Source organism: Bradyrhizobium sp. HKCCYLRH2015 (assembly GCF_051168215.1).
Classification (GTDB): domain Bacteria; phylum Pseudomonadota; class Alphaproteobacteria; order Rhizobiales; family Xanthobacteraceae; genus Bradyrhizobium.
This window is the reverse complement of the sequence record NZ_JBNPUO010000014.1, coordinates 1-26386: the sequence shown is the minus strand read 5'-3', so window position 1 is coordinate 26386 and position 26386 is coordinate 1. Positions and strand designations below refer to the sequence as shown.

Sequence of the window (26386 nt, the reverse complement as noted above, 5' to 3'; positions counted from 1 at the left end):
CTTCGGGTGTTCCCCGACCGACGCGCTATCTCCTCTATTTCTCTATTTCAGCAGGTCGAGTTGAGAGCGCACGTTGGCCTGGAAGGGCGCAGAGATTTGCGGGCTCGCAAGGATCTCGTTCAACAACGTCTTCTTCTGCGAGACAGCGCTGGCAACAGCTGCGGGCGCGGACGGGTAGGCTTGTCTGGCGCCATCCTTATCCTGGTCGCTCAGGGTCAGGTTTTCAGAGCTCGTGTAACAAGGACTATTTTCGCCGCTCACGAACATGAATGCGCTGAAGACGTACTTCATTATCGAAAACTTGTCGAACTGCCCCACCAGGTATGCGGACGAGACCGGAATGGCACGCAGATTGGCGTCGACCTTCGTCCTGGGCCAGTAGTTCTTGTAGCCGCCGAGATAGGTGTACAGGCCGGGTCGCCGGCCGTTTACGTCGACGACGTACCAGCCTTCCGCATTCTTGGTCGGGATATAACCGGCATCGTCTTCGAAGCGGAAATCGCATCCGCCAACCGGATTCTGATGCTCATGCTGAAATCCGAGCGCATGCCCGAATTCGTGGATCACGACTGCCTGCCAATCGCCTGGCAGGGCCTTGTCGAAGGAATCCAGGTTGAGGGAGCCCTCGTTCGGACGACCACCGACGAGATCGCCATTGACGCTGTTTCGCCCGACATGAGACCAGTATCCGCCTCTGTCGCCCGAGTTGAATGCGACACGAATATCGGCGCTGTAGTGCTGATCCTTCTCAGACCATTCCAGGAACGATCCATTTGGCTGGCGAAACTGGAACTTGATGTTCGCAACGCCCGGCTTGGTCCATTCGTTTGCGGTGCGCTCGATCCTGGACCTGAGGTCGTTGTCGCCTCCGCTGAACGCAACCTTGACGGTGCTGGCGGGCTGCCATCGATTTAGTGTGGGGACAATCAGATAATTCGGCAGCGACGTCACCCCCTGGGCGGCTGCAGCAATCTGCTTTTGGTGGATTTCGATCGAGGCCTGAACCGCATCGGGGAAGGCTTCGACAATGAAATTATGGTCTGCGGCAACAGCATGGCCCGATGAGATCGCCAGAACGCCGGCAACCAGGAGGTTCGCCGAGATCGGAGTGACGACTTCGCTTCGCATCTTACAGAGCATCTTCAACTCCTGGAATGTTTGTGTTGATGATGGAGGCCAATCAGAGATACTTCGGTAAGCAACAGCTACGCTTCGTGTCAGGGGCGGGGGGACCAATCAACCCCCAGCACGCGGGCGACTAGCCCGGGCGGCGACCCGAGAACAGGGTTATGACGCAATTCTTTCTCCGCCATTCCTTCAAGCGGCTGAGAACTGCTTCCGGCATCGAGGACGGAACGTCAGCTTTCGCGACACAGTCGGCCACGAGTTCGTTCAACAGCGAGTTGGGGGAAGCAAACTTCCACGATTCAGCATCCGGACAGCCATATCTGGCGTACATCAAATCGAGAAATGACCCCGGTGACGTGCGACAGTTGGGTGAGAAAGACGTCGCAATCGCATATTGCTTGCCCCCGTTCCCGTAGGGAATTTCGTAGGCAACCCTGACGAAAAGCAGATCGGGGCCGTCGTTGAATGGCAACCGCATGAAAAGCTGAGTGGGCTCGAACGTCACAAATGCAATGTCGCTGACGGAGAAATCCAGTCCCAGCGCCAAAATCGATTCCCTGTGACCATTGCTGAATGGGCCGGCAACGCCCAATTCCGCCGTGATCGGTCGCGTTAGCTTCGGCCGGCCCACTTTCGCCAGTGGATACGCCTTCGCGACGTCAGCGAGAATCGAGGCAAGGTGATCGACGGTTGTCTGAACGAAAAGCTCGAGCCGAGCCGGCGGCCCCGGCATTGCGCCCGCAGCCGACAGCAAGTTGTATTCGAGATGGAGCCCGCTTTCATCCGGGTACAACCTCAGCGTGGTTGGAAGGACAACAAGATCACCCGTCGGCGTCTTCATTATCGGAGCTTGTTTCAAGGACGGCGGCATGTCCTCCAGCTCCGAGAACGGCCCCGGCAGTTCGGGAAGGTCCGCATAGTTGCTGACTGTTGGCTGTGCCGCCGCGCTTCTAGACCCGGGAATCAGGGCCAACTGCACAATGAGAAAACCCAGCCCTGCCGTCCGGAAGGCATGCGCCCGCCAACCTTCGGTTCTGCTCGTTCCACCATTGGCCATGACTTCCCCACTTCTGCGCTGCCTCAGATCAGGCGGCAGCTTCCGACAACAGTGCCAGCAATTGCGCGCTTGGGATTCCGTCCTCCGGGAGGGTCTTCGACTTCTGGAAGCTTCGAATGGCTTGGCCCGTCGCCGGGCCATAAATGCCGTCGATCCCGGACTTGTAGAGTCCGAGGCGGTGCAAGTTCTTCTGCAGTCCGCGCACCAGGACGGGATCATATTTCGGAAACATGCAGCCGGAGCGGTTGCTTGGCCATCCGACATAGGTGTCGGGATTGAAGGCGCAACCGCCGTTGCTGACGACGCCGACCTCAAAGCTCCTGTCACGGATCTTTACCGTGCCATCGTCGTCCCTGACGATGCCTCGATAGGTGGGCGCGTAGACAACAGACATGAACTCGAATTTGTACGAGTTGGGAAGGAGCAATATCCGGGACGTGATGTCGGAAACGCGGGCGATCAATTCAAACTGACCGGCCGAACCGATCTTGCTTCCTTCGATGACGGCGCCTTGGCCGTCGCTGGATGGAGTCATCAATCTGAACTGGAATGAATAGGGTTGCGGCATTGCAAACCGGGCCTGGGGATCCATGCTCTTTATTTCGTCGAGCGCCTCGGCATAATCCCGGCCATAGGCCACGGTCCCCTTGACGGACAGCAACGCGTTCCGTCTCTGCTTGATACTTTCATAGACCAGGGAAAGCTCTGGAACTCCTCCATTAGCCTCCTTGAGCGTGACCGAATTCGGCAACACGTAATAGGTGTGATCGTCGTTGTAGCCGCGGAATACCGACACGAACATCGGACGGCTGAACGACATTTGCCGGTCGAAATCCATCATGGCGGCAGGCGGCTCGGCTGCGAGCACGGCGCCCGACGTCGCTTGACCCAGCAATGCCAGAAGGAATGTTGCCTTGATTTTCATGGTGCCAATCCTGAACAGCCCGGCGAACCGGTAGAGATGTCAACAATCTGACCTCCGAAGGATGAACAGAGGTCCGTGAGCGGCATGACGCTGCCGTTTCGATATTTGTCGGCTATCTTGGTCAAAGCTCCGCTGGATTTCGCATCGTCAACCAGCTTCTGCAGCTTTGCCTTGTGAGCCGGAAGCGTCGTGTCCCAGCCGAATACATAGCTGGAGCCGGTGGAAACGATCGAAGGCGCGCCAAGAGCCAATGCAATGGCCAACCTGATGTCGACGCGAGATTTCGCCAGGTCGTTGCCGGGAAACGTCAGGTCTCGAATCGATAGCACCTTGGACGCGACTGCCCAGCCGATTACATTTTCCCAGTCGCCGCCATCGTTCTTGCGCTCGAAAGCCGGCGTCGCGGCCTCGATCTCGCCGACGAAGCCACCTGCGGGAGCCGCACCGGCGAGCAAGTCCTTCAATTGCGGCTTCGCGAGAAATGAAAGGTCGACGACAACAGGATAGGTCGCATTTAGCGCGCTCGGAGACGGCGAGAGGTCCTGGGTCTTCAGGGAGCCGTCAGCAAGCTTGACGAAGAACGAGATCTTGGTGGTGAACGCATTGAGTGAAGCCGGCTGCAGGGTCCCGCTGCCCATGCCGAGTTTCGTTTCGGCCGCGGTCAGGACCGATCGGATTTCCGTTTGGTCCTGGCGATAGCGCAGCGAGGCCGTCAGCGATACGAAGGGAGACGTGTTGCCGACGGACAGATCATACTGCACTCCGAACTTCGGTCGTCCCGACACCGCGTCCCGCTCAAACTCCAGGACCTTCGGGACAATGCCAAGCCGCGGATTGGCCAGCCCCGCCACGTCAGTCGCAACCAGAAACGTGTCGTAGGTTTCGGCATATGGCAGGCCATCGATCTTGACGAGAATGGCCGACCTGGCGGAGCGGACGCCGCTGGCGGCGGCCGCTCCCGCAAGCACCAGAACCAAAGCCAGTTTACGAACGACCGTTGATGATGACATTGGTCAGCCCCTTGATCGAATCGCGAATCTCGGGCGTCGCGATTGCGCTTGGCCGGTCCATCCACCGGGAAATAATCAGGTCCGCGTCGGCCCTGGAAAGTTGACCGTCGTTGAGCCCCTGGAGGACCGGGGCAAATGCGGCCGCGATATCCTGCACGGCGTTCGGACCGACATCGTCCTTGTAACAGGGCTCGTCGAGAACCTTTGCCGATTTGGCGTCGTAAGTCGCCTGATTGATCAGCCCCTGATCCAGCAGACCCTTGAAGAACGCCAGCTTGTTCTTGATGCAGGATGCGATTTCCTTGACGGTCGTCCCGAAGTTGTTCTTGTCGACGCATTTGCCCGGTGGCTTGGTGATGTCGGCGAAGCTGTCGGGGTACTTGGCGCAGACGGCGTTGAACGAGAGCCCGATGTTGAATTCCCTGTCCTCGAGCTTCGCCTTATTGATTTCGAACGCGAAGTTGTGCGTTTCCTCCAAGTGTTCCCACCCGGCGCTGGCGGAGAATCCAAAACCGAGCGTTTGCGCTTCTGCATTCGGCACGCCGCCCGCCTTCAGTTCCGGCTTGAACATGCCCTCCTGACCCACGCGCGCATTGACGATCGTCTTGAAGACCTCGAGCATGTAATTGTCGGTGTCGGTGTCGCCGCCTTCCAGGTATTCGAGCTTGATTGAGCCATCGGTCGTCAGCTTCTGCCAGTCGGCCGCCCAGGCCGCCTTGACGAAGCCGCCCCACCATGAACCGCTGGAGGATGCCTTGAAGTGATCGTAGACCCGCCTGTCGTAGATGGTGATCTTGGCATGCAGACGCTTGGCGATGCCCGTGAATTTGTAGGTGTACCTTGCCGCAAAGACATCGCTGTCCGCCGCGGCGCCTTGCGCGAATACGCGGGCTCCCAGCCGCGACAGACCGATTGCAAATCCCTGCGTGGCATCGACCGTCCCACCCGTCGTAGACGTCGGCGAGGACTTGTCTTGATGGTCGGCGACCAACTGCCCATTGATGATCAGCTCCATCTTGCTGGAGACGAGCGCCGGATAGGCAAATTTTGCGTTCGGCTTGACCTTCTTCAATTCCGTGACGACGGCATCGACCTTGGCCTTATCGATCGTCGGCTGAACCGAGAATGCGAAATTGCCTCCTGCGCCATCGATGTCCGGACCGGTGATGCCCCAATACTGGACGCCCAGTCGCGGCCGGAGCGTGCCATCCGCCTTCTTCTCATAGACGAATGACAGACTGGTCGGAACGAAGTAGTAGAGATTTGGATCGGAGTCATCAGGGTAGACGGTAATGAGCTCGGGATACGGCAACCCGGCAACCCCATCGATGATGGGATAGGCTGCGTGCGTAGGGCTGGAAATGATCAGGCCAAGGATGGAAGTTGACAATAAGCGCGGAAGAAATCGCGAAAGTAAACGCATCTCATGCTCCCCTGTTGTATCGACCCAGACCCTCGGGCTCCGGATCGCTTCAGTTGGACCCGACTGTTCCCCTCATCCGTTCGCAAATCGCGAGCAAAGGGTTCCTGCCTCGTGAAAAAAACGTGATGGAGGTGTGAAAAATGCTATCCTCGCCTTGGGCGTGAGGACGAATTCGGCAATGATGTCGGCGGCTAAGAGGTTTTCGCTGGGCCTTTTGGGACCCTTCCGGCTTTTGAGACCGGAAGGTGAGCGCATAGAAATCCCCAGCAAGAAGGGGGTTGCGGTGGTGGCAATGCTCGCCATGACCAGGGACGGCGAGCGCACGCGCGGCTGGCTGCAGGACAAGCTTTGGGGCAAACGCCAGCACACCGAAGGCCGTGGCAGCCTGAGGCGCGAGCTATCGAACCTGCGAAAGCTCCTCAACCGCGATTCCAGCGAGATTCTGATCTGCGAGCGCGACCGGGTCAGGCTCCGCCTCGACCTGATCGACGTCGACGTCTGGCACGAGCCGGAGAAGGCTCTCGCCAGCGAATTCCTCGAAGGCCTCGATATCGCCGGCGAGGACAGCTTCGAGGAATGGCTGCGGGAACAGAGAAACGCGCTCGCGCGAGCGGCGCGCGACCGGCGCGAAACGCTCCCTGCGGCCAATCCCCGCATGGACGGTCCGACCGCGGCCGCGCCGCTGCCTGCCCATATCGTCGACACCTCGCAGCTGCCGATCGGGTTCGAGGGCAGTTCGGCGCTTGCCGTGATGCCGTTTCTCAACATGACCGGCGACGCGCAATATGACTATCTGGCGGAGGGCATAAGCGAAGAGCTGATCGACCGCCTGTCCCGCATCCGCTGGCTGCCGGTGATTGCGCGCAATTCCAGCTTTTCATTTCCGGATGACGCCGATCGCAAGCTCATCAGCAAGAGTCTCGGTGCCCGGTACCTTCTGGAAGGTCGCGTCCGCCGCGACCGCGATGCGTATCTGATCGCCGCCAGCCTGGTCGATGCGTCCAGCGGGCATACGGTGTGGACCCAGCGCTTTGAACTTAAGTCGCTCACCTCGATGGATGCGTTCGCGCAATTCGTGACCGAGCTGGTTGCGCATCTGGAGACCCGCATCGATCATGCCGAACAGGTCCGCACGCGAAGCAAGCGGCACGATAGCCTTTCGGTCAGCGAGCTGATCTGGCGCGGGCGCTGGCATCTGAACCGGCTGACGCGCGCCGACTCGGAAATGGCGCAGAAGCTGTTTGCCGAGGCCCGCGAGCTCGACCCGCATTCCTCGGAAGCCCTGATCCAGTCGACATTCGCAATGGGCTGGGCGATTTGGGCCGAACGCCAGGCCGAAGAGCGCATCCTGCAAATGAGAAAGCTCGCGCAGGAGGCAATCTATGCCGATCGTGACGACGGCCGGGGTTACATGCTTGCCGGGATCGCCGAAATGTGGCTGCGGCATCCGATCGCCGCGCGAGAGCTGCTGCAGCGCGCGATCGCGCTGAACCCCAGCCTTGCGCTCGCGCGCGCACATCTGGGGGGAAGCTTCAACCTTTCGGCCGAGCCGGAGCAGGCGCTGCCGCACCTTCACGCCGCGTTGCGCCTGAACTCCAACGACCTTCACGATTTCTACACGCTTGCCGAGCTTGCGCTTTCCTTCACGCTGCTCGACCGCTGGAGCGACGCGATCGAGCATGCGCACCACGCCATCGCCCGCCGTCCGGCCTATTGGTATGCGCACATGATCCGGATCAATGCGATGTCGAGAGCAGGCGAACTGGACGCCGCGCGCGACGCATTGAGAGAGTTGTTGCGCGTGAAGCCGAACTTTTCCCGTCGCTACATTGACTGGCTGCCGTTCGTCGACCGCCGCTGGAACGATCATTTTCTGGAAGGCCTGAAGCGCGTTCCGGACAGCCCGGTTGGCTGGCTGACGAACGACGACCAGGGCGCAAACGCATGATGCGCATCATATTCGTTCATTCGTACTTGAAAAGTCGTCGGGGGGCCGATGTTGAAGTCCAAATATTACGCTGCCATCGAGCAGGCCCAAGCTGAAGATCCGCAGGAGGATGGCCTTCGCTTTCCGCCCTTCAATCTCGATGAGATCGGCGCAGACAGCTGGCGTCACCGCTTCAAGGTCTGGCTGATCGGTGCCATGCTTCCGCCTGCACTGTTTCTGCTCCGCACGTTCTGGCCTGTCGCCAGGATCGGCTCCTTCGTCATCGTCACGCGCGCTGAAGACGTCCGCAAGGTACTGACGCAGCCGGAAATGTTCGAAGTGCCGTTTGGGCCGGAGATGACGAAGCTCGCCGGTGGCGAGAACTTCGTTCTTGGCCTCGAAGGAGAGCCTCACGCCAAACAGCGAGAGATCATCAAAAGCGTCCTAGATACGAAGGACGAGGTGCTGCGTGTCGCCGTCCGCAGGGAGGATGCCGAACTGGTCGCCCGGCTCAGCAACCGGTTTGCCAAGGCGCTGATCCGTTCGTCCGCCGGACGGATCGACGTGATGAAGGATTACATTACGCGGATCGCCACTGAGACCTGCATCGAATATTTCGGATTGAAGGTCGAGGATCCCGACGCGTTTGCCGAATGGGCGATGTCGATTTCGGCGTTGCTGTTCGCCGACCCGACCGGCGACCGGGCTACGCGGCGTCTGGCGCTCAATGGCGCGGCGCGCATCCGCCTCGTAATCGCCAATTCCATTGCCGACATCAAAGCAAAGAGTGCGTCGGCCGATACCTCCGATACCATCCTTGGCAGGCTGATCCTGCTGCAGCGGAAGGACCCGGCCGCCGTCACCGACGAGAAAATCTGCGCCGTCCTGGTCGGCCTGATAACCGGATTCATTCCGACCAATACCCTGGCTGCGGGCAAGATCCTGCAGGAATTGCTGCGCCGGCCCTTCGCGATGCAGGACGCCATGCAAAGAGCGCGTGCGGCCCGCAAGGCCGATGAACAGGACGAGCAGAGGATCGGCAAACTGAAGCATCCGGAACGGCACGCGTTGCGGGCCATCTTGCTCGAAGCTGCACGCCTGAATCCGGCTCTCGCGCCGGGGCAGTGGCGATATGCGAAGGAGAAGTCCAAGGTCGGCAAGGGAGTGTTTCGCCGTTCGGTCCCCGCGGGCGCGACCGTGGTCGTCTCGACGATGTCGGCGCTGCGCGACGGCCGTGAGATCAAATCTCCCGGCTGGTTCAACCCGGATCGCCCGGCGCCATCGTCGGATCTCCTGTTTGGCACCGGCATTCACGAGTGCCTGGGCAAGTATCTTGCTATCGAGCAAATCACCGAGTTGTTCATGGTCTTGCTGTCGCAGGATAATCTGCGGCGCCGCAAGACTAACTGGGGCTGGTGGGGCGGCATCAAATGGGTTGGGCCATTTCCGCGCTGGCTGGACATGGATTTTGCTCCGGCCCTGGCGCCCGGCACGCAGACGATGGTGACGATCTGCGCGCCGCTTGCAGACGGCGCATATCGAGAAGCCATCGAGGCGAAAATCGGCACGCTCGGCAACCCCGCTGAGGGCAATTTGCGCAAGCAACTGGATGAGACCAACATCGTTCATTTCGCATCGCTCGCACTGATCGAAGCCGGCGATGCGGCGTCACCGTGTCCGATGCTGCTGCTCGAGATGAACGTCGACGGATCGCTGGAAGCCGCCATTGCTTCCGTTGCCGCGGCTGACATTGCCGCCGGCGGAAGCCTGACGGCGATCTTCGAGAACACGCCGCTCGGAAAAGTGCCGCTGGAAACGGTGCTCAATCGTTACAAGCGCGACCTGCAAACCCGTCCATGGGGAACGATCGGACTCAACTTCGCGGGCACGTCCGAATTTTCGGTGGCCGACATCGACATGCAGGACAAGCTCGCGGCCTTCGCAAGGGCGGCGCTCGATTCGTCGATGGCGTTTCACGCCCGTTACGGAAGCCTCGCAATGCAGGCGTTGACTTATGTCCGCGATTTCGTTCGGCGCCCGGCGGACATGAGCGAACGCGCCACCAACTTCCGCAATCCGGAGGGATGGGGGGGACGCGAGGCGGAGTTTGCCGATTATCTGATCGTACCGAGCCGCAACCGGTTGAAGATCTCGGACTGGACACCACGCACCAAGGGCGATGCGGTTTTCGCGTTCATTCGGTCGCCGACGTTCTTCTGCTTTGCCGTTGTCCTTGCCGTGGTCGATTTGCTGCTGTCGGTCGCAATATCCCGGGCAGTCGGCCCGACCTGGCTTGGCCTTCCCGGCCGATTGTTGCTCGCGACGACCGGCGGCATCGCCGGCACGGCCCTGCTGGTCGGCATCGTCGCGGCCGGCTTCGTCGCGCTGCTCCACTATCACGACCTCCATGACGTTCCCGACGACAAGGATCCGCCGTTGCAGGCGGTTCGCAAGGTCGCGCGCGTCGAAGACCCACCAGGGTTCGCGCACAACCATTTCATGGCGGTCACCGAGCTGAAACGCGGTTGGTTCAGGCGACTGACCCTGGCGCTGTCACTTTGGGTCATCAAGCAGATGGTGCTGCATTGGTTCCGTCCGGGCTTCGTGCTGAACATGGGCACCATCCACTATGCAAAATGGTTCCGCCTGCCGGGCCAGGAGAAATTGATCTTCCAGGCGAACTATGACGGTAGCTGGGAAAGCTATCTTGAAGATTTCATCATGAAGGCTCATCAGGGGCAGACCGCGGCCTGGAGCAACGGGGTCGGATTCCCTCGCACGAAGTTCCTGATCTACGGTGGCGCGCAGGACGGCGACCGCTTCAAGCGTTGGGTGCGGCGCCAGCAGGTGCTGGCGCCGTTCTGGTATAGCCGGTTTCCCAAACTGACGACCGACCAGATTCGCAACAACGCGCTGATCCGTGACGGGCTCGCACGCGCCATGACCGAAGAGAAGGCGCGTGCATGGCTAGACTGCTTTGGCTCGATCCCTCGACCGGACTATTCGATCGAGAGCAACGAGGTCCAATCGCTGGTCTTCAGCGCCCAGCGGCACCTGTACTGCGTGAACTATGCGTTGATAAGGCTGCCTGACGACGACGAGGACGGTCGAAATGCTCGCGCCGACTGGCTCGAGAGTCTCGTGCCGGAACTGATCGACGACGCACCCGCTTCGTGCGCAATCACGTTTGGCGATCACATGTTCCCGGCCAATGTGGAGAAAACCCGTAGCGCCGCATTCGTCGCTTTCACCGCGCAAGGCCTTGCAAAGCTTGGCCTGAGCGGACCGGACAAGCAGGACGGATTGGCGACGTTTTCGGCCGCGTTCAACATGGGTATGGCCAACCGCGGGCGCGGCCTCGGCGACGACGAAGTGTCGCCATCGCTACGATGGCATTGGCGGGACGCCGAGATTGATGGTCAAGGGACGGGCGATGGCGGGGCGGGAAAGGCGGCCGACGCCATCCTGCTCATCTACGGCAAGGATCGTAAGCAGTGTGACGACATACTGGATTGCCATCTCGATTCGCTGGGCGACCGGAGCCGTGTCCTGCTCCATACGATCGTAACCGAGCCCTTGACCGAGCGAATTGTCTATCGCGACGGCAGCGCCGCCCTCGAAGTGGTGAAGGGCGACGACAGTGATGATTATAAAGGGCACGACGTGCCAGGTCACAGCCCTACCGAATTCGAGAAGAGCGAGGCGCAAAAGAAGCGTGATCTGCTCAAGTTCGAGCATTTTGGTTTCCGCGACGGCATCTCCCAACCGGTCATCCGCGGAACGAAGCGGTTCTTGAACCGTCCGCCGGCCCGCGATGTCCTTGAGCCAGGCGAATTCATCCTCGGCTATCGCAACAACCAGGGTTATTATCCACCGACTGCCTCGGTTCGTGCGGAATCAGATCCGGGCAAACGGCTTCCGGTCGTCCTGCAGGAGATTCCAAGCCGTTTCCCGTCATTCGAGGGAGCCAACACGGCCGCGCGCGATTTTGGCCGCAATGGAAGTTTCCTTGTGATTCGGCAGCTCGAACAGGATGTCGAGGGATTCAAGAAGTTCCTCGATGCAAAGGTGCTGCAGGTTCAGGATGACTACCCGAACCTAGACGAGGCCACGGGCACCCCCGTGACCGCCGAATGGATCGCGGCGAAAATGATGGGGCGATGGCCGAACGGGACACCGCTGGTCGAGCGTCCGGAAGCGAGCAAGGGACCGTTCGGCGCGAAGAGCAAGGAAATGTCCTACAACGATTTCAACTACGGGATAGACGATCCCCAGGGCCTGAGTTGTCCGTTTGGTGCACATATCCGCCGGGCCAATCCCCGCGACAGCATGCAGCCGGACGATCCTTCTCAGCAAGCGATCACAAATCGTCATCGGTTGTTGAGGCGTGGAAGAACCTACACCTACCGACCGAAACCGACGGATGACAAGGTCGAGAAGGGCCTGCTGTTTACCTGCCTGTGTGCAGACCTGGATCGGCAGTTCGAGTTCGTGCAGCAGACGTGGGTGGGCTCGCCCTCATTCCACGGATTGAGAAATGAGCCCGATCCGCTCGTTGCCTGGCATTCGAAAGAGAGCTCGTTCACCATTCCGACCGTCTCCGGCCCGGTTCGGCTCGGCGATATGCAAAACTTCGTTACGGTGCGCGCCGGAGGATATTTCTTCCTGCCCAGCCGCTCGGCGCTCAGGCACCTTGCCGACCTGGCCGGCGCGAAACGAGGGCATAGTGCGGTCGCGGTCAGTGGCGAGGCGGCCATCTCCGACAGCTGCAATACCGATCGGGCGAACACCGCAACCAATCAAGACGCGACCGTCAATGGCCTTTGAAGTTCGCCTCGATGTGGCAATTGGCCTTTTCGGTGTGTTCGAGGAACCCTGCGCTGCCCTCTGTCGCCGTCGCGCGCGGCATCTGGCACGGACCATTCATACGCCAGCAATCCCGGTTGAGCCCTGACAAGACTGGTGGCGTCGAGAACGGCCGCACCATAGCGGAACGACGTTAAATGCCGGGACCCAGCGGCGCAGTAATAAGGCAACGAGCTGGCCGACGTCGAGAACGGTCAGCAGGTTGAGCCGATGCAGCTCGGGTGCAATGTCGCGCCACTCCTTCTGAGCATAGGCGCTCAGATGGGTTGGCGGCGGAGGCATTCCTTGTCACATGTAGGCTCGGCAGGCACCGCGCTGGGCGCGTGCCGGGACTTCCCCTTGAGCAAGCGCACATTGGATGGTCGGGCGGCGTACCGGGCATGAGAGGCTCCAATTCCAGCCGTGGCCGATCAGTCTATCACTACTTTCCCGACAGGCCCTGTCCAAGGGCTATCGCGGATCTCCAGGGATCACCGTGCTTCTTAACGAGCAGAGCTGGAGACAAGCGCTTTATTGCCAAGCCCCGCTAGGCTCGTAATATTTAAGCAATTCCGGGTTGTTATTGACTCGTTCACAATATCGCAAAATTGCGATTGGCGCCACCTCAGGCTGCTTGTGGCCGAATCACAAAAATGCGATATTCAAATGCCGGTCCTTTGGACGATCAGGACTTATGTTTCAGAGCGTGGTGTCGATGAAGTTCGTAAGTGGCACGATAACCAGACGGCACGATGCCGCGCGAAGTTCCTTTCGCGAATACGATTTCTAGCTCAAACGCCCAGATCGGGTTGGAAGCGTGAGCCCTTTGACCTTCTTCATGGATACGAACTTGGAGAGATTCGCTTCAACGCCGATAGCGTCGAGCATCGGCCTTTAGGATTTTTCAGCGCGTCGATGGTCTTCACCATCGTACTTTGCGCGATCGAGAAGGGCGGACGGTTTGTCCCTAAGGGGGCTGCCAGTATAGCCGAAACCAGAAAAAAGGAAATCGAAGGCGATGCTAAGCGAAGTCACCCGTTCTGGTTGCCCTTGGAGTAACGAACTCGTTCGAGAGCTATCAGACGAGGAGTTTCGCCACGAGTACATGATGGATCAGGTTCGATCCTATATTGCTTTTCAAATTCGCGCATTGAGAGAGCAGCGGCGCTGGAACCAGGCGGATTTGGCCAAAGCGTCGAACAAGACACAAAGCGTTATTTCTCGTCTGGAAGACCCTGATTACGGAAAGCTCAGTCTGCAATCTTGCTTAGAAATTGCAGTAGCGTTCGATCTGCCGCTACTCGTGCAGTTTGTGGAGTGGGAGGATTGGCTGTCTCGCATGTCTAATGTGTCACCTAGCGCACTTCGCAAGCGAAGTTTCGATGCGAATCGACTCCTTGAACTCCGACAGCGCATGACAGAAGGATCGAGTTCTTCGGCCAATGCTCATGCGAGTTCAGCGGCGCTGCAGGGACGCGGGTTAGGAAGTAGTGCGCCGACGTCGGCCGCAGCTAACACAGATGTTTCTTTCCAGCGAGCATCAATTCTTGGCGAGCGTGTAATGAAGGGTAGCGCAGCATTAGAGGGAGTCGCCGCATGAGGTTGATCGCTTCGGTCATTGGTCGGTGTCTCAAGCTTTTCTCGTGGGAAGAAATTCGACCAGTGCATGGCATAAGTCCCGCGATATTGGCCTCTGCGATCGCCGATCGATTCCAGTTTCAGATCAAGCCGCCGCTTCCGTTGCCACCCGACAGTGTTGCGAAGTTTGGTGATGGCTCGGTGGTAATTGGCGACATCTTGATTGCCATACAAAGGCTCGAAACCTACAGTGATGGGTTTTCTGTCGATTGCTCAAACACTGATGACGCCAAGCTGGTCTCGGATGAAATCGTGAATTGGGCGCAAGCGGATCTTGGATTCAAGCCATTTATTCGGCCACCAAAACACGTGTTCCTCAGCCAAGTCACAGTCGAATTCGCGCCCGAGTTCGAGAACATATTTCGAGGATGGAAGCGGCTGCAGGCGCTCTTGGGTGAGCGGGCGAAGAGCCGATACGAATTTACTCAGGACGTGAATCTTCTTCGATTGCAATGGCGAGGCGATCCCTTCACACTCGCTAACAACACGCTACTTTCCGATTTTTGGATTGAGCGAAAGGCGGCAGAACCCTTTTCGGCTAATCGATGGCATTGTTCTGGTGCATTACCGACGAGTGAATGGGTCGAACTTTTGGAGGCGATGGAGCGAATTGCTGTCCATGACGATATTTCCGAGCTAATTCAAAATTCCAATGGCGGCAACTTCTAGGTCGGCAGCGCCCTAAGGGAGTGATCTATGAAGGACATGCGGAGCACTCGGAAAAAGCTGCGGATAGTGCCCGTCGGAACGTTTGGTGTGATATTGCTTGCGGGGACGTGGGCCGAGTTGGATACTGGCTCTTCCGCTTTGATTTTGCGCGAGAATTCGTGTTCCGGATTACCTTGACATGGTGCGGTCACAGGTTCGATCCCTGTCGTTCGGCCGGGCCGCCGGGCAGGACGATGACAGCTCCGGCTCACCAAGAACACGCTGGAAAACATGAGGGTCCAGGGCACCGGGGCCGATGTACGGCAAGCACGGCAGCTACGTCCGCTATCAGATCGAGGATCTCGTCGATTACTCCCAGGCGAGCAGGCGGAGGTCGACCTCCGATGCTGGTTAAATCAGCCCGCTCGCGGTTGCAAATCATTGTGCTGGCGACGATCGCGGCGGCATTCGCCGCAACGCCGGTCGCAACCGAGTTCGCAAGGCGCTCATCGTCTACAACGTCTCGGACAGCGCGCCACTCTGCTTCGACTGGATTCGCTTGCGAGCGAGATCGCGCTGGTGTTGCTGCCGCCAACGATCGAGTTGATGATCGCCTCACGCGGAATCCTTCTGGGTTCGATGCCATTGGTGAAAGAGATCGCTGCGATCGGCGGTGATGAAGTCTACCGCTCCAGAGCGGCAGGCACCATCTCTTTCAACGGCAAGATGGTGGCAAACGTCCTTGTGACGGATCGTAAGGGACGGCCTCTTCCATCCTAGGAAGGCTGCATGATCCTGATCGAGGGCGAATTCGTTCTACTAGGGCCGCATCCTCATTCGTTCGACAGCCGGTATTTCGGGCCGGTTTCACGCCGCGATATTCTAGGCGTCGCGCATCCGATCTGGATCGGAAAGCCGCCGGGAGCGGGGACCCGCGAGCAGCCGACCCCAGCTCCCTGTTGTTGACGGGCAGCCAATGATCTTCCGCAGGGTCTATTTCATAAGGGCCGCAAGCGCTGCAATCACGAACGAGGCGAGGACGTAGCCCATGATTTTGTGACCGTAGAAATAATACTGAGCCACACCCGGCCGCAGGTCGACGTCCGTGTAGTGTTTCTCGCGCAAACGGATAATCGGAAGCAACATATCGAAGCTGAAAGCCAGACCGATCGGCATCTAGTTCTTAGGTCCCTCTCCCGTGAAGCGGAGAACGGCCGCACCTAGGAGCGTTAGGCCGAAGACCCAGTACAACGTCCTCCACGGCTGATATCCATATCCGATAAACGCCCAGGCAGGAACCGGTCGGTCATCATACGCCCAGGAGCCGTAGCGGATATCCTTTGCCTTTCGGCCGGCTCGTGGCTTTGGGCCACGTCGGCTATGCGCGCCAACCGGCCGGAGCAAGTATTTCTACGCTCCACTACGACGGCTCGACTTTCCGACTTCCGTTCTGCGCTTAATCGTGTTTTTCGTTCGAGCGAGCTGTCGATGGAGTGGCGACGGGTAGAGGAACGAAAAGAGCCTCGCCGCGCCAACGACAACGGCTTGTGCTCTGGTCAGTCGCTTGACCCGCGAATTCCGCGGATTGCAGCAGCTCGGACATTGCGAGCATCATCGCGCTGCTTTTGTCCGCGGCCTTGAGCATACAGCCGGTTGCGCGCTGCAAGGTGACGATGTTAAGCTTTGGGATGCGTCGTGGATGTTGTTCGATCTCAGAGAAGCAGCGAAGCGGCTCGGTGCTTCTGTCGATCACGTCCGGGCGCTCGTCGATGACGGCCGCTTGCGATACGTTAACATCGGTCGCGGCAGAAAGCGCCCACGCTACCGCTTTACTGAGGCGGATTTGAATGAGTTCATCGAGGCTAGCCGTGCGCGCGAGGAAGCTCCGTGTCCGTCTTCAAGGTCAAGAAAAGTCCGTACTACCAATTCGACTTTGTGCTCCGTGGCCATCGGTTTTACGGCTCAACGGAATGCAAGACTCGCAAAGAAGCAGAACGCTTCGAAGCCGTAGAGCGCGAGAAGGCCAAAGAGCTGGTCAAGGCCATGAAGCGATCGGCGGCTTCGCTGCTGATCGATGACGTTGCCGATCGGCTCTGGAACGAGCAGGGCCAATACGATGCCGCTCCAGACGCCACAGAGACGAACCTAGCGCGGCTGGTGGACTACTTCGGCAAGGCCAAGCCGCTCACCGAGATCGATCATACGGCCGCCAAGAAGCTGGTGGCATGGCGTCGCGGGCATCGCGTATCCCGGCGCGGCAAGCTTACCAAGGAACAGCGTGACGCCTTGCCGCTGATCTCCAACGCCACCGTCAACCGATCAACGACTAAGGTGCTGCAGCGGCTCTTTTCGTTCGCGAAGGCGGAGGGCGCCGAGTTCAAGAACGAGCCGGTCTGGACCGACTTGTTACTGCCGGAGCCCGAGGAGCGCGTCCGTGAGCTGCAGGACGACGAGGCTACTGCCTTGGATGACGCCATGCGCGACGACTACGTGCCGTTCTTTGGGTTCGTGGCGGCCAGCGGGCTGCGCCAGAAGGAGTGCATTACGCTCCGGTGGTCGGAGGTGAACTTCGGGACCAAGCAGATCGTGCGGATCGGGAAGGGCGGTCGCCGCGTGGTGTTCCCGATCACTGACACGATCCGGGAAATCCTGTTCCCTCTGCAGGGTCTGCACCCAGAATTCGTATTCACGTACGTGGCCGTTTACGGCCACAAGGGGCTCGGCCGGGTGCGCGGCCATCGTTATCCGCTCACGATCAGCGGCGCCAAGAGCGCTTGGCAGGCCATGCGCTCCAAGGCCGGCGTGGAGGACTTCCGCTTCCACGACTACCGGCATGACTTCGGGACCAAGCTGCTGCGCGAGACGGGCAACCTCAAGCTCGTGCAAAAGGCCCTGAACCATCGGGATATCAAGAGCACCCTGCGTTACGCGCACGTCCTCGACGAGGACGTAGCCAGCGCTGTGGAAGCGGTGGCAAAGTCCCGGAAAAAGTCCCAGACTGCCAAGCGTAAGGCTAGTTAAGTCGTTGAATATCTTGCTGGATAAGAAATTCGGCCACGAGCTTCCAGATGTCGTTCGCGGCAACGCTCGGCCTGGTCGCGCTGGTGCAGTTCGGCCTGCCCAGGCTGTTCGCGACGCCGGACAGCTCCACGACGCAGCGCGTCGCGCTGTGGGGCGGGCGCGAGCTCGCGATGCTGCTGCTGGCCTCGCTGATCGCCGGGCTCGCGACCACGCCCTATGCCGCCTTCCATTTCCATCGCGTGACGCCCTATGGCGTGCTCGCCAATCTCGCGGCGATGCCGGTGGTCTCGGCGCTGGTGATGCCGGCCGGCCTGATGGGCTTGCTGGCGGCGCCGTTCGGCCTGGATGGCGTCTGGTGGTCGCTGATGGGCCTCGGCATCGACTGGATGATCGCGGTGACGCGCTGGGTGGCGGCGCTGCCGGGCGCGGTCGGGCGCATCCCGGCCTTCGGCATCGGCCCGCTGATCCTGGCCAGCCTGGGCGTCATCCTGATCGGCCTGCTGCGCACACCGCTGCGCTGGTTGGGCGCCATGGGGCTTTTGGCCGCCACCGCCTGGGCGGCCGCGACGCCGCTGCCCGACGTCCTGGTCGCCGGCGATGGGCGCGCGGTGGCGGTGCGCGGCCGTGACGGACGCCTGCATGTGATGCGCGCCGGCAAGGATGTGTTCGCCACCAAGGAGTGGCTCGCGGCCGACGCCGATGCCCGGCTGCCGGCGGACGCCTCGCTCGCCGATGGCGTCTCCTGCGACGAGGCGGGCTGCGTGGTCGCGATGGCCGACGGCCGCTTCGCCGCCATGACCTTGCGCGCTGAGGCGCTCGCCGACGATTGCGCCCGTGTCGCGCTGATCGTCACCGCGCGCGCCGCGCCGTCATCCTGCGCGGCGGCCGTGATCGATCGCGAGCGGCTGCGGCAGCAGGGCGCCTTGTTGCTGGTGCAGCAGGGCATAGGCTTCGCCGTGACGCCGGCGCGTGCCGGCGGCACCGACCGCCCATGGTGGCCGGCGCCCGCCGAGGCCGGCGAGTTCGACACGACGCTGACGCCGCGTGCGCCGGCCGCGCGGCTTCAGGACGCGACGCCGCCGGAGACGGAGCAGGGCGAGCAGGATTGAGCGCCGGGCAGCTCGAAGGTGCCGAGATGATACTCGGTGTCGTCTGGTCCATCGAACAGCGAGGGCCCTTCGACCAGCGTGAACGCAGCACCCGGATAGCGTTGCCAGATGGCGACGTCATCAGCCGTGACCGTCAGCCATCCGAACGCAAGCATATAGCGGCCGGGCTCGGTGATCGGCCGGCCTTGTTCCAATCGATCTTGTTGACCACGGCAGCAAGCTCCCCCGGCAAACAATGCCGGCCGAGGGATGTCGTTCCTATCCGATGCGATGCCGGGGCGTGAGATTCGCCCGAGAGGACTTTGCGCTTGCAGAACCCAAGTTGACCAAGTCTCCCACCTTCGAAAGCGCGCTCACGACCGACAGAAATGCCGACGCGCAGACCCTCAGGTGATGCTGATGCGGCGAATCGGTGTGGCCTGCGACGTCGGCACGTCCTCGGCGATGTCCGGGCGGCGCTCTGCCGGCTGCTTGCTGACCGGCAATTGCAGCACGGTGACGCGCTGGCCCTCGCAGAGCTGGGTCACCAGCACGTGGCGGCCGTCGGCGAACTCGATCGCGTCGTGATGGCGATCGGGAATGTGCGTCTCGATGCTGTTGAACTTCGCGACGCGCTCGCGGATCGTCCGGGTCCAGAGCCAGCGGCTGTCGTAGCGGACGTCCTCGGCGAAGGCCAACTCGGTGCCGGGCAGCATGCAGACTGCGACGGTCGGCTCGCTCTCCAACGCGAAGCCGCGGGTGGCGGTGCCACGGAAGGTCATCGAGATCAACGTCTCGCCGACCTTGGCGGGACGGGACGCAACCGCATGGAGGCTGTAGTCACACATCGGATCGCTCCTCGTTGAGAGATAGCCGACCCACGCTCCCCCCGGACAGGCGCAGGCCTCTATCAGAGTGGACATCGATGGTGATGTTAGCGCGCGCTTCGCGGCAATTCTGCGCTGATCTGCATCGCGTGTGCCCGCGGCCGATCACAAGCGTTTGAGCATGCCGCGCTGCACATCATGAAGTGCATTCGCGTGTGGCGTATTTTGCTGGCTGCTTCCAGCTTGGCTGGCTTCTCGCTCGGCGGCGACAGCGCGTGCGCCCGCCGCCGATCGACCGATCCCATTCGCGATCAGTACTTGCGGTACAGCCCGACCAGCTTGCCTTGGATCTTCACCCGGTTCGGCGGCAGGATGCGCACCTCGTAGGCGGTGTTGGCCGGCTCGAGCGCGATCGATGCGCCGCGGCGGCGGAAGCGCTTCAAGGTCGCTTCCTCATCGTCGATCAGCGCCACCACGATGTCGCCGGTGTCGGCGGTCTCGTTGCGCTGGATCAGCGCCATGTCACCGTCGAGGATGCCGGCATCGACCATCGAGTCGCCGCGCACCTCGAGCGCATAGTGATCGCCGTTGCCGAGCATGTCGGCAGGCACGCTGATGGTGTGGCTGCGCGTCTGCAGCGCCTCGATCGGGGTACCGGCGGCGATGCGGCCCATCACCGGCACCGCGACAGGGCGCTCGCCATCGTCTAGCGCGGGAGTGCTGGTGCGCACCTTGCCGAGATTGCCTTCGATCACCGACGGCGTGAAGCCGCGACGGTTGCCCGCGGCCTGCGACAGCTCGGGCAGCTTGATCACCTCGATCGCGCGGGCGCGATTCGGCAGCCGGCGGATGAAGCCACGCTCCTCGAGCGCCGTGATCAGGCGATGAATGCCGGACTTCGAACGCAGATCGAGCGCATCCTTCATCTCGTCGAAGGACGGCGGCACGCCGGCTTCCTTGAGCCGCTCGTTGATGAACCGCAGAAGTTCGTACTGTTTGCGCGTCAGCATTTCGACCTGGTCCCCGGTTTGTTGTTGTCCGAGTCCAGGAGCTGCGCCTTGAGCACAAGCCGGCTGAGAGCGCCCTGGAGTCGGACCGTCATCGCGTCGCCCGCAACATACTAAAAACAAATCATGAACGGACACTATATGTTCGATGTGTGTTCCGCAATCCTAAAAATATGATGAACGGACCGGGCTTTACCGGGGAAGCGGCTCAGTTCGGCAGGCGCAGGATCTCGCACGGGCTGCCGGCAGGCGCCTTCGGCGCAAACGCCGGCCGGATCACCAGCGCCTGCGACAGCGCGAGGTTCCCGAGCAGCGACGAATCCTGCTGGCTCACTGGGGTGGCTACCAGCGTGCCGTCGGCGCGCTCCTCGAGCTGCGCCCGCAGATAGTCCTCGCGCGAATCGTTCGCCCCCAACTCGCGGCCGAGCAGGGCGGTCTCGCGCGGCATCACGGCCTCGTCGCGGCCGAGCAGGCGCCGAATCAGCGGCACCATGAACAGGATGGCGCAGACATAGGACGACACCGGATTGCCGGGCAGTCCGATCACCCTGATGTCGCCGAGCCGTCCGTGCATCATCGGCTTGCCCGGCCGCATCGCGATCTTCCAGAACGCCATTTCGACGCCCTCGGCCTCCAGCGCCTGCTTGACCAGGTCGTGATCGCCGACCGAGGCGCCGCCGGTCGTGATCAGGACGTCGGCCTCTGCCGCGCGGGCGCGCCGGATTCCAGCGACCGTCGCCGCCATCGTATCCGCGGCGATGCCGAGATCGATCGGCGTCGCGCCCTCGCTGCGCACCAGCGCCCGCAGCGCGTAGCCGTTGGAATAGACGATCTGCCCCGGGCCGGGCGTCGAGCCCGGCATCACCAGCTCGTCGCCGGTGGCGAGCAGCGCCACCTTCGGCCGCCGCCGCACCGGCAGCGCCGGATGATTCATGCTGGCCGCCAGGGATAGGTCGCGGTCGCTGAGCCGGCGCCCGGCCTTCAGCAGCACCATGCCCTGGTGGAAGTCGACGCCGGCCGGCCGGATGTGCCGGCCTGTGATCGCGGCCTCGGTGATCACGACATGGCCGTCCTCGGCGATCGTGTCCTCCTGGATCACCACCGCGTCGGCGCCTGCGGGGACAACGCCGCCGGTGAAGATCCGCGCCGCCTCGCCGGGCCCGACCACGCGATCGAACGGCCGTCCCGCCGCGACCTCGCCGATCACCTTCAGCCGCGCCTTGGCCTTGGCTGCGTCGGCCGCGCGCACCGCATAGCCATCCATCGCCGACATCGCCTCGGGCGGCTGCGTCCGCAGCGCCGCGAGGTCGCGGGCCAGGATGCGGTGATAGGCCTCGTCCAGCCCGACCATTTCCTCAGCCAGCGGCTCGGTGCCGGCGAGCACCGCGGACAACGCATCGGAGACCGGCATCAGGGCCATGGGATTACCTTCGGACGAAGACGGGCAGATCGACTGAATCGCCTTCTAACCGAACGCGCACGGGGTGGCCAAGAGCCTAAGCCGCTCCCGGCTTTCCGATCGTCTGAAGGTGCGTCGCGTGGCCCGCCGCCTCACGATCGCGCGAGAGACTCTGCAATCATGCCGGGGGGCAGTCGCGATCTGCTCACGTGCACACGGAGTCCCGACGGAGCTATCCGGCAGCCGCGCGACAGGCGGCGCGCTCGGTGGTGTGCAGGATGTCCGCCACCATGTTCCGCAGCCAGACCGATGCCGCGTCACGATCGAGCTGCAGCGGCCAGACCATCGAGACCGCCGGCAGCCGCAACTTCAACGGCGCCGGACAGAGCGCCAGCCCAAACCGGGGTCCGTAGAGCCTTGCCATCCGGGTCGGGATCGTGGTGATCACCGGTGACGCGGCCACCGTCGCCAGCACGCTGAGGAAATCCGAGGAGGCCGAGACCACGTTGAGCTCGGTGCCGATCTCATCCAGCGCCGCCTCCAGGCAGCCCTGCAGGCTGTTGGTCAGCGTCACCAGTGCGTGCGGAAGCGACAGATAGGCATCCAGGCCGATCGGTGTTTTCATCGCGATGCGCTTTGGATTGTAGACGCAGCTCAGCGCCTGCTCGAACAGGAACTGGGATCGGTGCCGCAGCGCCACCGCCTCGAAGCAGCCGACGCCGACATCCAAGGCGCCCTCGTCGAGCAGACGATGCACCTCGTTGCGTTCGGTCGGACGGCTGAGAAGCCGCACGCCGGGCGCCGTTCGACGCAGCTCCGCCGTGAGTTCGGGGATCAGCAGCAGCTCGACCTCGCTCGAGAATCCCAAGCGGATGGTGCGCTGCTCGGTCGCTGGGTCGAACTCCGGTGCGGCGTGCAACGCAGCCTGCATCTGGGCCAGCGCCGCCCGAACCGGTCCGGCCAGCACCGCAGCCTTGGGGGTCGGCTGCATGATCGTGCCGACGCGGACGAACAGCTCATCCTGCAGCAGCACGCGAAGCGTCGACAGCGAATGGCTCATCGCCGGCTGCCCCACCTTCAGGCGCGCCGCCGCGCGTGTCACGCTGCGCTCCTGCATCAGCGCGTCGAACGCGACCAGCAGATTGAGGTCGAAGGAGCGAAGATCGAAATGATCGATGGACTGCATGAGTTGGATCGATTTGAGGAATGCATGACCTAATCGTAGATCTCGGCCCAGACAAGATCACCGTTCGGATCGAGGCCGCCAAACATGCAGGACATCACGACCTATCGCGTCGGGGACGCCACCATCAGCAGGATTTTCGAGATCGGTCTCGATGCGGTCGAGGGCGAGTTTCTGTTTCCAGGCGTGGACGCCGCCAGCATTGCCCGCGAACGCGGCCGTTTCGGGCCGGGATCGGTCGATCCGCGCACGGGATCGCTGCGCCTGAGCATCCATAGCTGGCTGGTGCGGACGCCGGAGCGCGTGGTGCTGATCGACACGGCCACCGGCAACGACAAGGAGCGGCCCGGCGCGGCCGTTCTGCATCGCCTGAACGAGCCGTTCCTCGACCGATTGCGGGCGGCCGGCGTCGCCCCCGACGATGTCGACCTCGTCCTGATGACGCATTTGCATGCGGATCACGTGGGCTGGAATACGCAGCTTGCCGATGGCCGCTGGATGCCGGTGTTTCCGAACGCCCGGCACGTTTTCTCGGGCCGAGAGCGCGCCTATGTCGCCGCCCTCTCGGCTGGCGACGGCTCGAACGCCGCGATCAGGGACGCGGCCGGGCTCGGACCCATGCTGCATCCACCGATGCCGGGGGTCTACGAAGACAGCGTGCTGCCGATCGTCGAGGCCGGCCTCGCGCGCGAGATCACGGTCGATGGCAGCGAGGTCGTCGACGGCTTCCGTTTTGTGCCGAGCCCCGGTCACAGCATCGATCACGCCTGCATCAGCTTCAGCTCGCGTGGCGAGCGCGCGCTGTTCTGGGGCGATGTGCTGCATCATCCGATGCAGGTCGCGCATCCGGACTGGAATTCGGTCTATTGCGAATTCCCGGAGGCGGCGCGGACCTCACGGCTATGGGCGATGAACCATGCCGCGGAGACCGGCTCCCTCGTGTTCACCACCCATTTCGCCGAGTCCTCGGCCGGGCGCGTCAGCCGCGACGGCGACCGGTTTGCCTGGCACTTCGCCTGATCCGAGATGGCCATGATCGATAATGCAACGTTCTCCTCGCGCATCGTTTCCGAGCGCCGCCTGATCGAAGGTCCGGTGTCCGACGTCCAGCTTCAGCTCATCAACAAGCGCCGGCACGACCTGCAACGCTTCTCGGCCGAGCGCACGCTGGTGATGATGCACGGCGCCACCTTTTCGTCTGCGAGCCTGTTCGACGTCGCGGTCGATGGCGCCTCCTTCATGGATGTGCTGGCGCAGGCCGGCTACGACGTCTGGGCCGTCGACGCGCGCGGCTACGGCGGCTCCAGCCGGCCGCCGGAGATGTCGCGCGCGCCAGAGGAAGGTTCTCCATTGGCCAATGCGTGGACCGCCGTGGACGATTTCTCTGCCGCAGTGGATTTCATCCGCCGGCATCGCGATATCCCGCGCGTCAATGTGCTCGGCATGTCCTGGGGCGCCACGATCGCCGGCATGTTCGCGAGCGCGGCGAACGCGAAGCTCGAGAAGCTGATCCTGGTGACGCCGCTCTGGCTGTCGAGCGAGCCGCTGCGCATCGACGCCGGCGGACCGCTCGGCGCCTATCGGATCGTCACCCCGCGCGCGTTCGAGGCGGCATGGCGCGGCGCCGCTCCGGAGCACGCGCGGGACAAGCTGATTCCGGACGGCTGGTTCGAGACCTGGGCGCAGGCGACGCTCGCGACCGATCCGGACTCGCCGTACCCCGACGCGATCCGCGCGCCCTCGGGCGCGGTACAGGACGTCCGCGCGCATTGGACCGCGGCCAGGCCGACCTATGATCCCGGCAGCATCAACTGCCCGGTTCTCCTGCTCTCGGCGGAATGGGATGTGGATGTCAGCTTCGAGATGGCGCACGACCTGTTCGTTCGACTCGCGAGCGCGCCGTACAAGCGCCTGGTCGAGATCGGCCAGGGCACGCACATGGTCCTGATGGAACGGAATCGACAGCAGGCGTTCGATGCAGTGATCGGATTTCTCGACGAACGCGCCGTGCCGGCGCGTTGATCATGGCGCGGACGATCTGCAACGGGCGGACGGCTTTCGTGCGGTCTGTTAGAGCGGATGTCGAATCCAGACATTCGGCTCGACATAGGCGGCATGGTCGTGCGCGACCGACGCGAGCACAGGCACGAGAGCACAGGGGATCTCGATCTCACCCGATCGATCGAAGGTCACGCCGGTCCATTGCGACCACTCGGCGAGCGTGCCGACGATGGTCATCGAGCACGGCGCGATCTTGACGATCTCGCCGCCGATGCGGATGTGCGTGCGCAGCCAGGAATCCGCGAGCTGGCCGTCTTCGCGCCGCTGATCGAGATAAGCGCGCATCGGCGTCCGCGGCACCAGATGCTTCTGGTTCGGCCGCACCGGCGCGTACAGCTCGGCAAAGCCTTTTGCGCGCGCGCCGTCCTTCAGCGCCGCCAGCATGGCGAGCGAGCTGCCGGGCACGCGCGCCTTCGGCAGCAGCGCGATCTCGAGCGCGCTCATCGTCGTCGGCTGCCGCCCCAGCAGGCGATCCTCGTGACCCCAGCGGATCACCTCGTCCCAGCCCGCATCCGGCAGCGTCCGGCGGCCCTCGATGCCAAAGGCGAAGGGAATGGCGAAGCCGCGTCCGACCACCTCGTTACCGGCCAGCGCCGCATAGGCGCAGTCCAAATAGTGGTCGAACACGGGCGGGTCGAAGTACAACATTGCGGTCCGGTCCTGACGCATGAAGGGGGGCCAAAGACCATCGAGCTCGGGCGAGAACACGCGCGGGATCAGGTCGGGCCGGTCACGCAAACAGATGATGTCGAGGGGCATTCGGTTCTTCCGGGCGGCGGGCGTGCAGGAGCGGACAGCTTAGGCGGTCGGGCCGTCCGCGGCCAGCGGACGCGCCGGGAGGCGGGCCGGACGGCGCCGTTGCCGGCGGCCGAATTTAGGATTCGCTTTTTCGGAAAAGCCTGCTATGCTGATTTGGTCCCGTGCTCGACAGGAGGGGCGCTTCGCGATCGTCACGGACGTGGAGCGCGGGATGCGGTGGCCGCGACGTGTCGCAGCGTGCTTCGGCATGTGGACGGACGGCATGGCGCGGACGTGAAGTCGCGTGGTCCTGGCATCCCGACGCTGATGCCAAGCCGGCGGGTGATGATGAGCCCGACGGCGACGGTGGCCAACAAGCCGGAGCACCGGGGAGCAACTGTCTTTTTTGTAGACCGGTGATCGGCCGGCCTCAAGGCTGGCGCGAAGGCGCGCCACCGCCT

22 protein-coding genes and 2 pseudogenes are annotated in these 26386 nt (G+C 62.2%); 11 read left to right on the top strand and 13 right to left on the bottom strand.

Annotated elements, in window-relative coordinates:
* Positions 1 to 42 precede the first annotated feature (42 nt).
* The 5 genes from ACQR1H_RS31240 to ACQR1H_RS31220 form a co-directional block, all read right to left on the bottom strand.
* Entirely contained in the window at positions 43 to 1140 is a 1098-nt protein-coding gene (locus tag ACQR1H_RS31240) for a hypothetical protein (protein WP_434885902.1), read from the bottom strand.
* A gap of 118 nt (positions 1141 to 1258) precedes the next feature.
* On the bottom strand, positions 1259 to 2185 hold the full coding sequence (locus ACQR1H_RS31235; protein WP_434885901.1) for a hypothetical protein: 927 nt from the start codon (positions 2183 to 2185) through the stop codon (positions 1259 to 1261).
* 28 nt (positions 2186 to 2213) lie between these two features.
* The gene (locus ACQR1H_RS31230; RefSeq protein WP_434885900.1) at positions 2214 to 3110 is read right to left on the bottom strand and encodes a peptidoglycan-binding domain-containing protein; all 897 of its coding nucleotides are present in this window, start codon (positions 3108 to 3110) and stop codon (positions 2214 to 2216) included.
* Positions 3107 to 4120, bottom strand: coding sequence for a hypothetical protein (locus tag ACQR1H_RS31225; RefSeq protein WP_434908678.1), 1014 nt, complete (start codon positions 4118 to 4120; stop codon positions 3107 to 3109). Before ACQR1H_RS31225 ends, ACQR1H_RS31230 begins: the two co-directional genes overlap by 4 nt.
* Positions 4095 to 5543: a hypothetical protein gene (locus tag ACQR1H_RS31220; RefSeq protein WP_434885898.1), complete on the bottom strand. Its 1449-nt coding sequence runs from the start codon at positions 5541 to 5543 to the stop codon at positions 4095 to 4097. Before ACQR1H_RS31220 ends, ACQR1H_RS31225 begins: the two co-directional genes overlap by 26 nt.
* A 178-nt stretch (positions 5544 to 5721) precedes the next feature.
* Here ACQR1H_RS31220 and ACQR1H_RS31215 point away from each other — a divergent pair, with 178 nt between their 5' ends.
* The 6 genes from ACQR1H_RS31215 (at position 5722) to ACQR1H_RS31190 (ending at position 15567) form a co-directional block, all read left to right on the top strand.
* Positions 5722 to 7491 (top strand): hypothetical protein, encoded by a 1770-nt coding sequence (locus tag ACQR1H_RS31215; RefSeq protein WP_434885897.1) that lies wholly within the window; start codon positions 5722 to 5724, stop codon positions 7489 to 7491.
* Between the two features lie 48 nt (positions 7492 to 7539).
* Positions 7540 to 12297 (top strand): cytochrome P450, encoded by a 4758-nt coding sequence (locus ACQR1H_RS31210; RefSeq protein ID WP_434908677.1) that lies wholly within the window; start codon positions 7540 to 7542, stop codon positions 12295 to 12297.
* 1036 nt (positions 12298 to 13333) lie between these two features.
* The gene (locus ACQR1H_RS31205; protein WP_434896525.1) at positions 13334 to 13915 is read left to right on the top strand and encodes a helix-turn-helix transcriptional regulator; all 582 of its coding nucleotides are present in this window, start codon (positions 13334 to 13336) and stop codon (positions 13913 to 13915) included.
* On the top strand, positions 13912 to 14622 hold the full coding sequence (locus ACQR1H_RS31200; protein ID WP_434885894.1) for a hypothetical protein: 711 nt from the start codon (positions 13912 to 13914) through the stop codon (positions 14620 to 14622). The genes ACQR1H_RS31205 and ACQR1H_RS31200 overlap by 4 nt, the downstream gene beginning before the upstream one ends.
* 558 nt (positions 14623 to 15180) lie before the next feature.
* A complete protein-coding gene (locus ACQR1H_RS31195; RefSeq protein WP_434885893.1) occupies positions 15181 to 15381 on the top strand; it encodes a hypothetical protein in 201 nt (66 codons plus the stop codon).
* Between the two features lie 9 nt (positions 15382 to 15390).
* Entirely contained in the window at positions 15391 to 15567 is a 177-nt protein-coding gene (locus ACQR1H_RS31190; RefSeq protein WP_434885892.1) for a S26 family signal peptidase, read from the top strand.
* Positions 15568 to 15594: 27 nt separating this feature from the next.
* On the opposite strand, the gene ACQR1H_RS31185 is transcribed toward ACQR1H_RS31190, so the two are convergent.
* Both ACQR1H_RS31185 and ACQR1H_RS31180 read right to left on the bottom strand, forming a co-directional pair.
* The gene (locus ACQR1H_RS31185; RefSeq protein WP_434908676.1) at positions 15595 to 15777 is read right to left on the bottom strand and encodes a hypothetical protein; all 183 of its coding nucleotides are present in this window, start codon (positions 15775 to 15777) and stop codon (positions 15595 to 15597) included.
* Between the two features lie 280 nt (positions 15778 to 16057).
* Positions 16058 to 16354 (bottom strand): hypothetical protein, encoded by a 297-nt coding sequence (locus ACQR1H_RS31180; protein ID WP_434885920.1) that lies wholly within the window; start codon positions 16352 to 16354, stop codon positions 16058 to 16060.
* Between ACQR1H_RS31180 and ACQR1H_RS31175 the strand changes: the two genes are divergently transcribed.
* The 3 genes and pseudogenes from ACQR1H_RS31175 to ACQR1H_RS31165 all read left to right on the top strand — a co-directional run.
* The gene (locus ACQR1H_RS31175) at positions 16301 to 16612 is read left to right on the top strand and encodes a helix-turn-helix domain-containing protein (protein WP_434885919.1); all 312 of its coding nucleotides are present in this window, start codon (positions 16301 to 16303) and stop codon (positions 16610 to 16612) included. The genes ACQR1H_RS31180 and ACQR1H_RS31175 overlap by 54 nt on opposite strands.
* Positions 16537 to 17622, top strand: a complete 1086-nt coding sequence (locus tag ACQR1H_RS31170; RefSeq protein WP_434885918.1) for a tyrosine-type recombinase/integrase — start codon at positions 16537 to 16539, stop codon at positions 17620 to 17622. The genes ACQR1H_RS31175 and ACQR1H_RS31170 overlap by 76 nt, the downstream gene beginning before the upstream one ends.
* 38 nt (positions 17623 to 17660) lie before the next feature.
* Positions 17661 to 18731: pseudogene (locus tag ACQR1H_RS31165) on the top strand (ComEC/Rec2 family competence protein); the annotation flags it as partial.
* Here the strand turns inward: ACQR1H_RS31165 and ACQR1H_RS31160 are convergent.
* The 5 genes and pseudogenes from ACQR1H_RS31160 to ACQR1H_RS31140 all read right to left on the bottom strand — a co-directional run bounded on the left by ACQR1H_RS31160 (position 18686) and on the right by ACQR1H_RS31140 (position 23129).
* Positions 18686 to 18942: pseudogene (locus ACQR1H_RS31160) on the bottom strand (hypothetical protein). The pseudogenes ACQR1H_RS31165 and ACQR1H_RS31160 overlap by 46 nt on opposite strands.
* A 175-nt stretch (positions 18943 to 19117) precedes the next feature.
* Positions 19118 to 19558, bottom strand: coding sequence for a hypothetical protein (locus ACQR1H_RS31155; RefSeq protein ID WP_315799749.1), 441 nt, complete (start codon positions 19556 to 19558; stop codon positions 19118 to 19120).
* 290 nt (positions 19559 to 19848) lie between these two features.
* Positions 19849 to 20547 carry a transcriptional repressor LexA gene (lexA, locus tag ACQR1H_RS31150; RefSeq protein WP_006611089.1) on the bottom strand — a complete coding sequence of 233 codons (699 nt, stop codon included), beginning with the start codon at positions 20545 to 20547 and terminating at the stop codon, positions 19849 to 19851.
* Positions 20548 to 20752: 205 nt separating this feature from the next.
* Complete coding sequence (locus ACQR1H_RS31145; RefSeq protein ID WP_316181289.1) at positions 20753 to 21964, bottom strand: molybdopterin molybdotransferase MoeA; 1212 nt, start codon at positions 21962 to 21964, stop codon at positions 20753 to 20755.
* Between the two features lie 211 nt (positions 21965 to 22175).
* Entirely contained in the window at positions 22176 to 23129 is a 954-nt protein-coding gene (locus ACQR1H_RS31140) for a LysR family transcriptional regulator (protein ID WP_316181287.1), read from the bottom strand.
* An 84-nt stretch (positions 23130 to 23213) separates the two neighbouring features.
* On the opposite strand from ACQR1H_RS31140, the gene ACQR1H_RS31135 reads away from it, so the two are divergent.
* The gene (locus tag ACQR1H_RS31135; protein WP_316181285.1) at positions 23214 to 24146 is read left to right on the top strand and encodes an MBL fold metallo-hydrolase; all 933 of its coding nucleotides are present in this window, start codon (positions 23214 to 23216) and stop codon (positions 24144 to 24146) included.
* A 12-nt stretch (positions 24147 to 24158) separates the two neighbouring features.
* Positions 24159 to 25148, top strand: a complete 990-nt coding sequence (locus ACQR1H_RS31130; protein WP_434887156.1) for an alpha/beta hydrolase — start codon at positions 24159 to 24161, stop codon at positions 25146 to 25148.
* 48 nt (positions 25149 to 25196) lie between these two features.
* Here ACQR1H_RS31130 and ACQR1H_RS31125 read toward each other — a convergent pair whose 3' ends face one another.
* Positions 25197 to 25856, bottom strand: coding sequence for a hypothetical protein (locus ACQR1H_RS31125; protein WP_316181556.1), 660 nt, complete (start codon positions 25854 to 25856; stop codon positions 25197 to 25199).
* Positions 25857 to 26386 lie beyond the last annotated feature (530 nt).

What these genes read in the sequence shown, in the direction of transcription:
- ACQR1H_RS31240 (WP_434885902.1), bottom strand. Translation starts at nt 1,140, where the DNA reads ATGCTCTGTAAGATGCGAAGCGAAGTCGTCACTCCGATCTCGGCGAAC.
- ACQR1H_RS31235 (WP_434885901.1), bottom strand. Translation starts at nt 2,185, where the DNA reads ATGGCCAATGGTGGAACGAGCAGAACCGAAGGTTGGCGGGCGCATGCC.
- ACQR1H_RS31230 (WP_434885900.1), bottom strand. Translation starts at nt 3,110, where the DNA reads ATGAAAATCAAGGCAACATTCCTTCTGGCATTGCTGGGTCAAGCGACG.
- ACQR1H_RS31225 (WP_434908678.1), bottom strand. Translation starts at nt 4,120, where the DNA reads ATGTCATCATCAACGGTCGTTCGTAAACTGGCTTTGGTTCTGGTGCTT.
- ACQR1H_RS31220 (WP_434885898.1), bottom strand. Translation starts at nt 5,543, where the DNA reads ATGCGTTTACTTTCGCGATTTCTTCCGCGCTTATTGTCAACTTCCATC.
- ACQR1H_RS31215 (WP_434885897.1), top strand. Translation starts at nt 5,722, where the DNA reads ATGATGTCGGCGGCTAAGAGGTTTTCGCTGGGCCTTTTGGGACCCTTC.
- ACQR1H_RS31210 (WP_434908677.1), top strand. Translation starts at nt 7,540, where the DNA reads ATGTTGAAGTCCAAATATTACGCTGCCATCGAGCAGGCCCAAGCTGAA.
- ACQR1H_RS31205 (WP_434896525.1), top strand. Translation starts at nt 13,334, where the DNA reads ATGCTAAGCGAAGTCACCCGTTCTGGTTGCCCTTGGAGTAACGAACTC.
- ACQR1H_RS31200 (WP_434885894.1), top strand. Translation starts at nt 13,912, where the DNA reads ATGAGGTTGATCGCTTCGGTCATTGGTCGGTGTCTCAAGCTTTTCTCG.
- ACQR1H_RS31190 (WP_434885892.1), top strand. Translation starts at nt 15,391, where the DNA reads ATGATCCTGATCGAGGGCGAATTCGTTCTACTAGGGCCGCATCCTCAT.
- ACQR1H_RS31185 (WP_434908676.1), bottom strand. Translation starts at nt 15,777, where the DNA reads ATGCCGATCGGTCTGGCTTTCAGCTTCGATATGTTGCTTCCGATTATC.
- ACQR1H_RS31175 (WP_434885919.1), top strand. Translation starts at nt 16,301, where the DNA reads ATGTTGTTCGATCTCAGAGAAGCAGCGAAGCGGCTCGGTGCTTCTGTC.
- ACQR1H_RS31155 (WP_315799749.1), bottom strand. Translation starts at nt 19,558, where the DNA reads ATGTGTGACTACAGCCTCCATGCGGTTGCGTCCCGTCCCGCCAAGGTC.
- lexA (WP_006611089.1), bottom strand. Translation starts at nt 20,547, where the DNA reads ATGCTGACGCGCAAACAGTACGAACTTCTGCGGTTCATCAACGAGCGG.
- ACQR1H_RS31145 (WP_316181289.1), bottom strand. Translation starts at nt 21,964, where the DNA reads ATGGCCCTGATGCCGGTCTCCGATGCGTTGTCCGCGGTGCTCGCCGGC.
- ACQR1H_RS31140 (WP_316181287.1), bottom strand. Translation starts at nt 23,129, where the DNA reads ATGCAGTCCATCGATCATTTCGATCTTCGCTCCTTCGACCTCAATCTG.
- ACQR1H_RS31135 (WP_316181285.1), top strand. Translation starts at nt 23,214, where the DNA reads ATGCAGGACATCACGACCTATCGCGTCGGGGACGCCACCATCAGCAGG.
- ACQR1H_RS31130 (WP_434887156.1), top strand. Translation starts at nt 24,159, where the DNA reads ATGATCGATAATGCAACGTTCTCCTCGCGCATCGTTTCCGAGCGCCGC.
- ACQR1H_RS31125 (WP_316181556.1), bottom strand. Translation starts at nt 25,856, where the DNA reads ATGCGTCAGGACCGGACCGCAATGTTGTACTTCGACCCGCCCGTGTTC.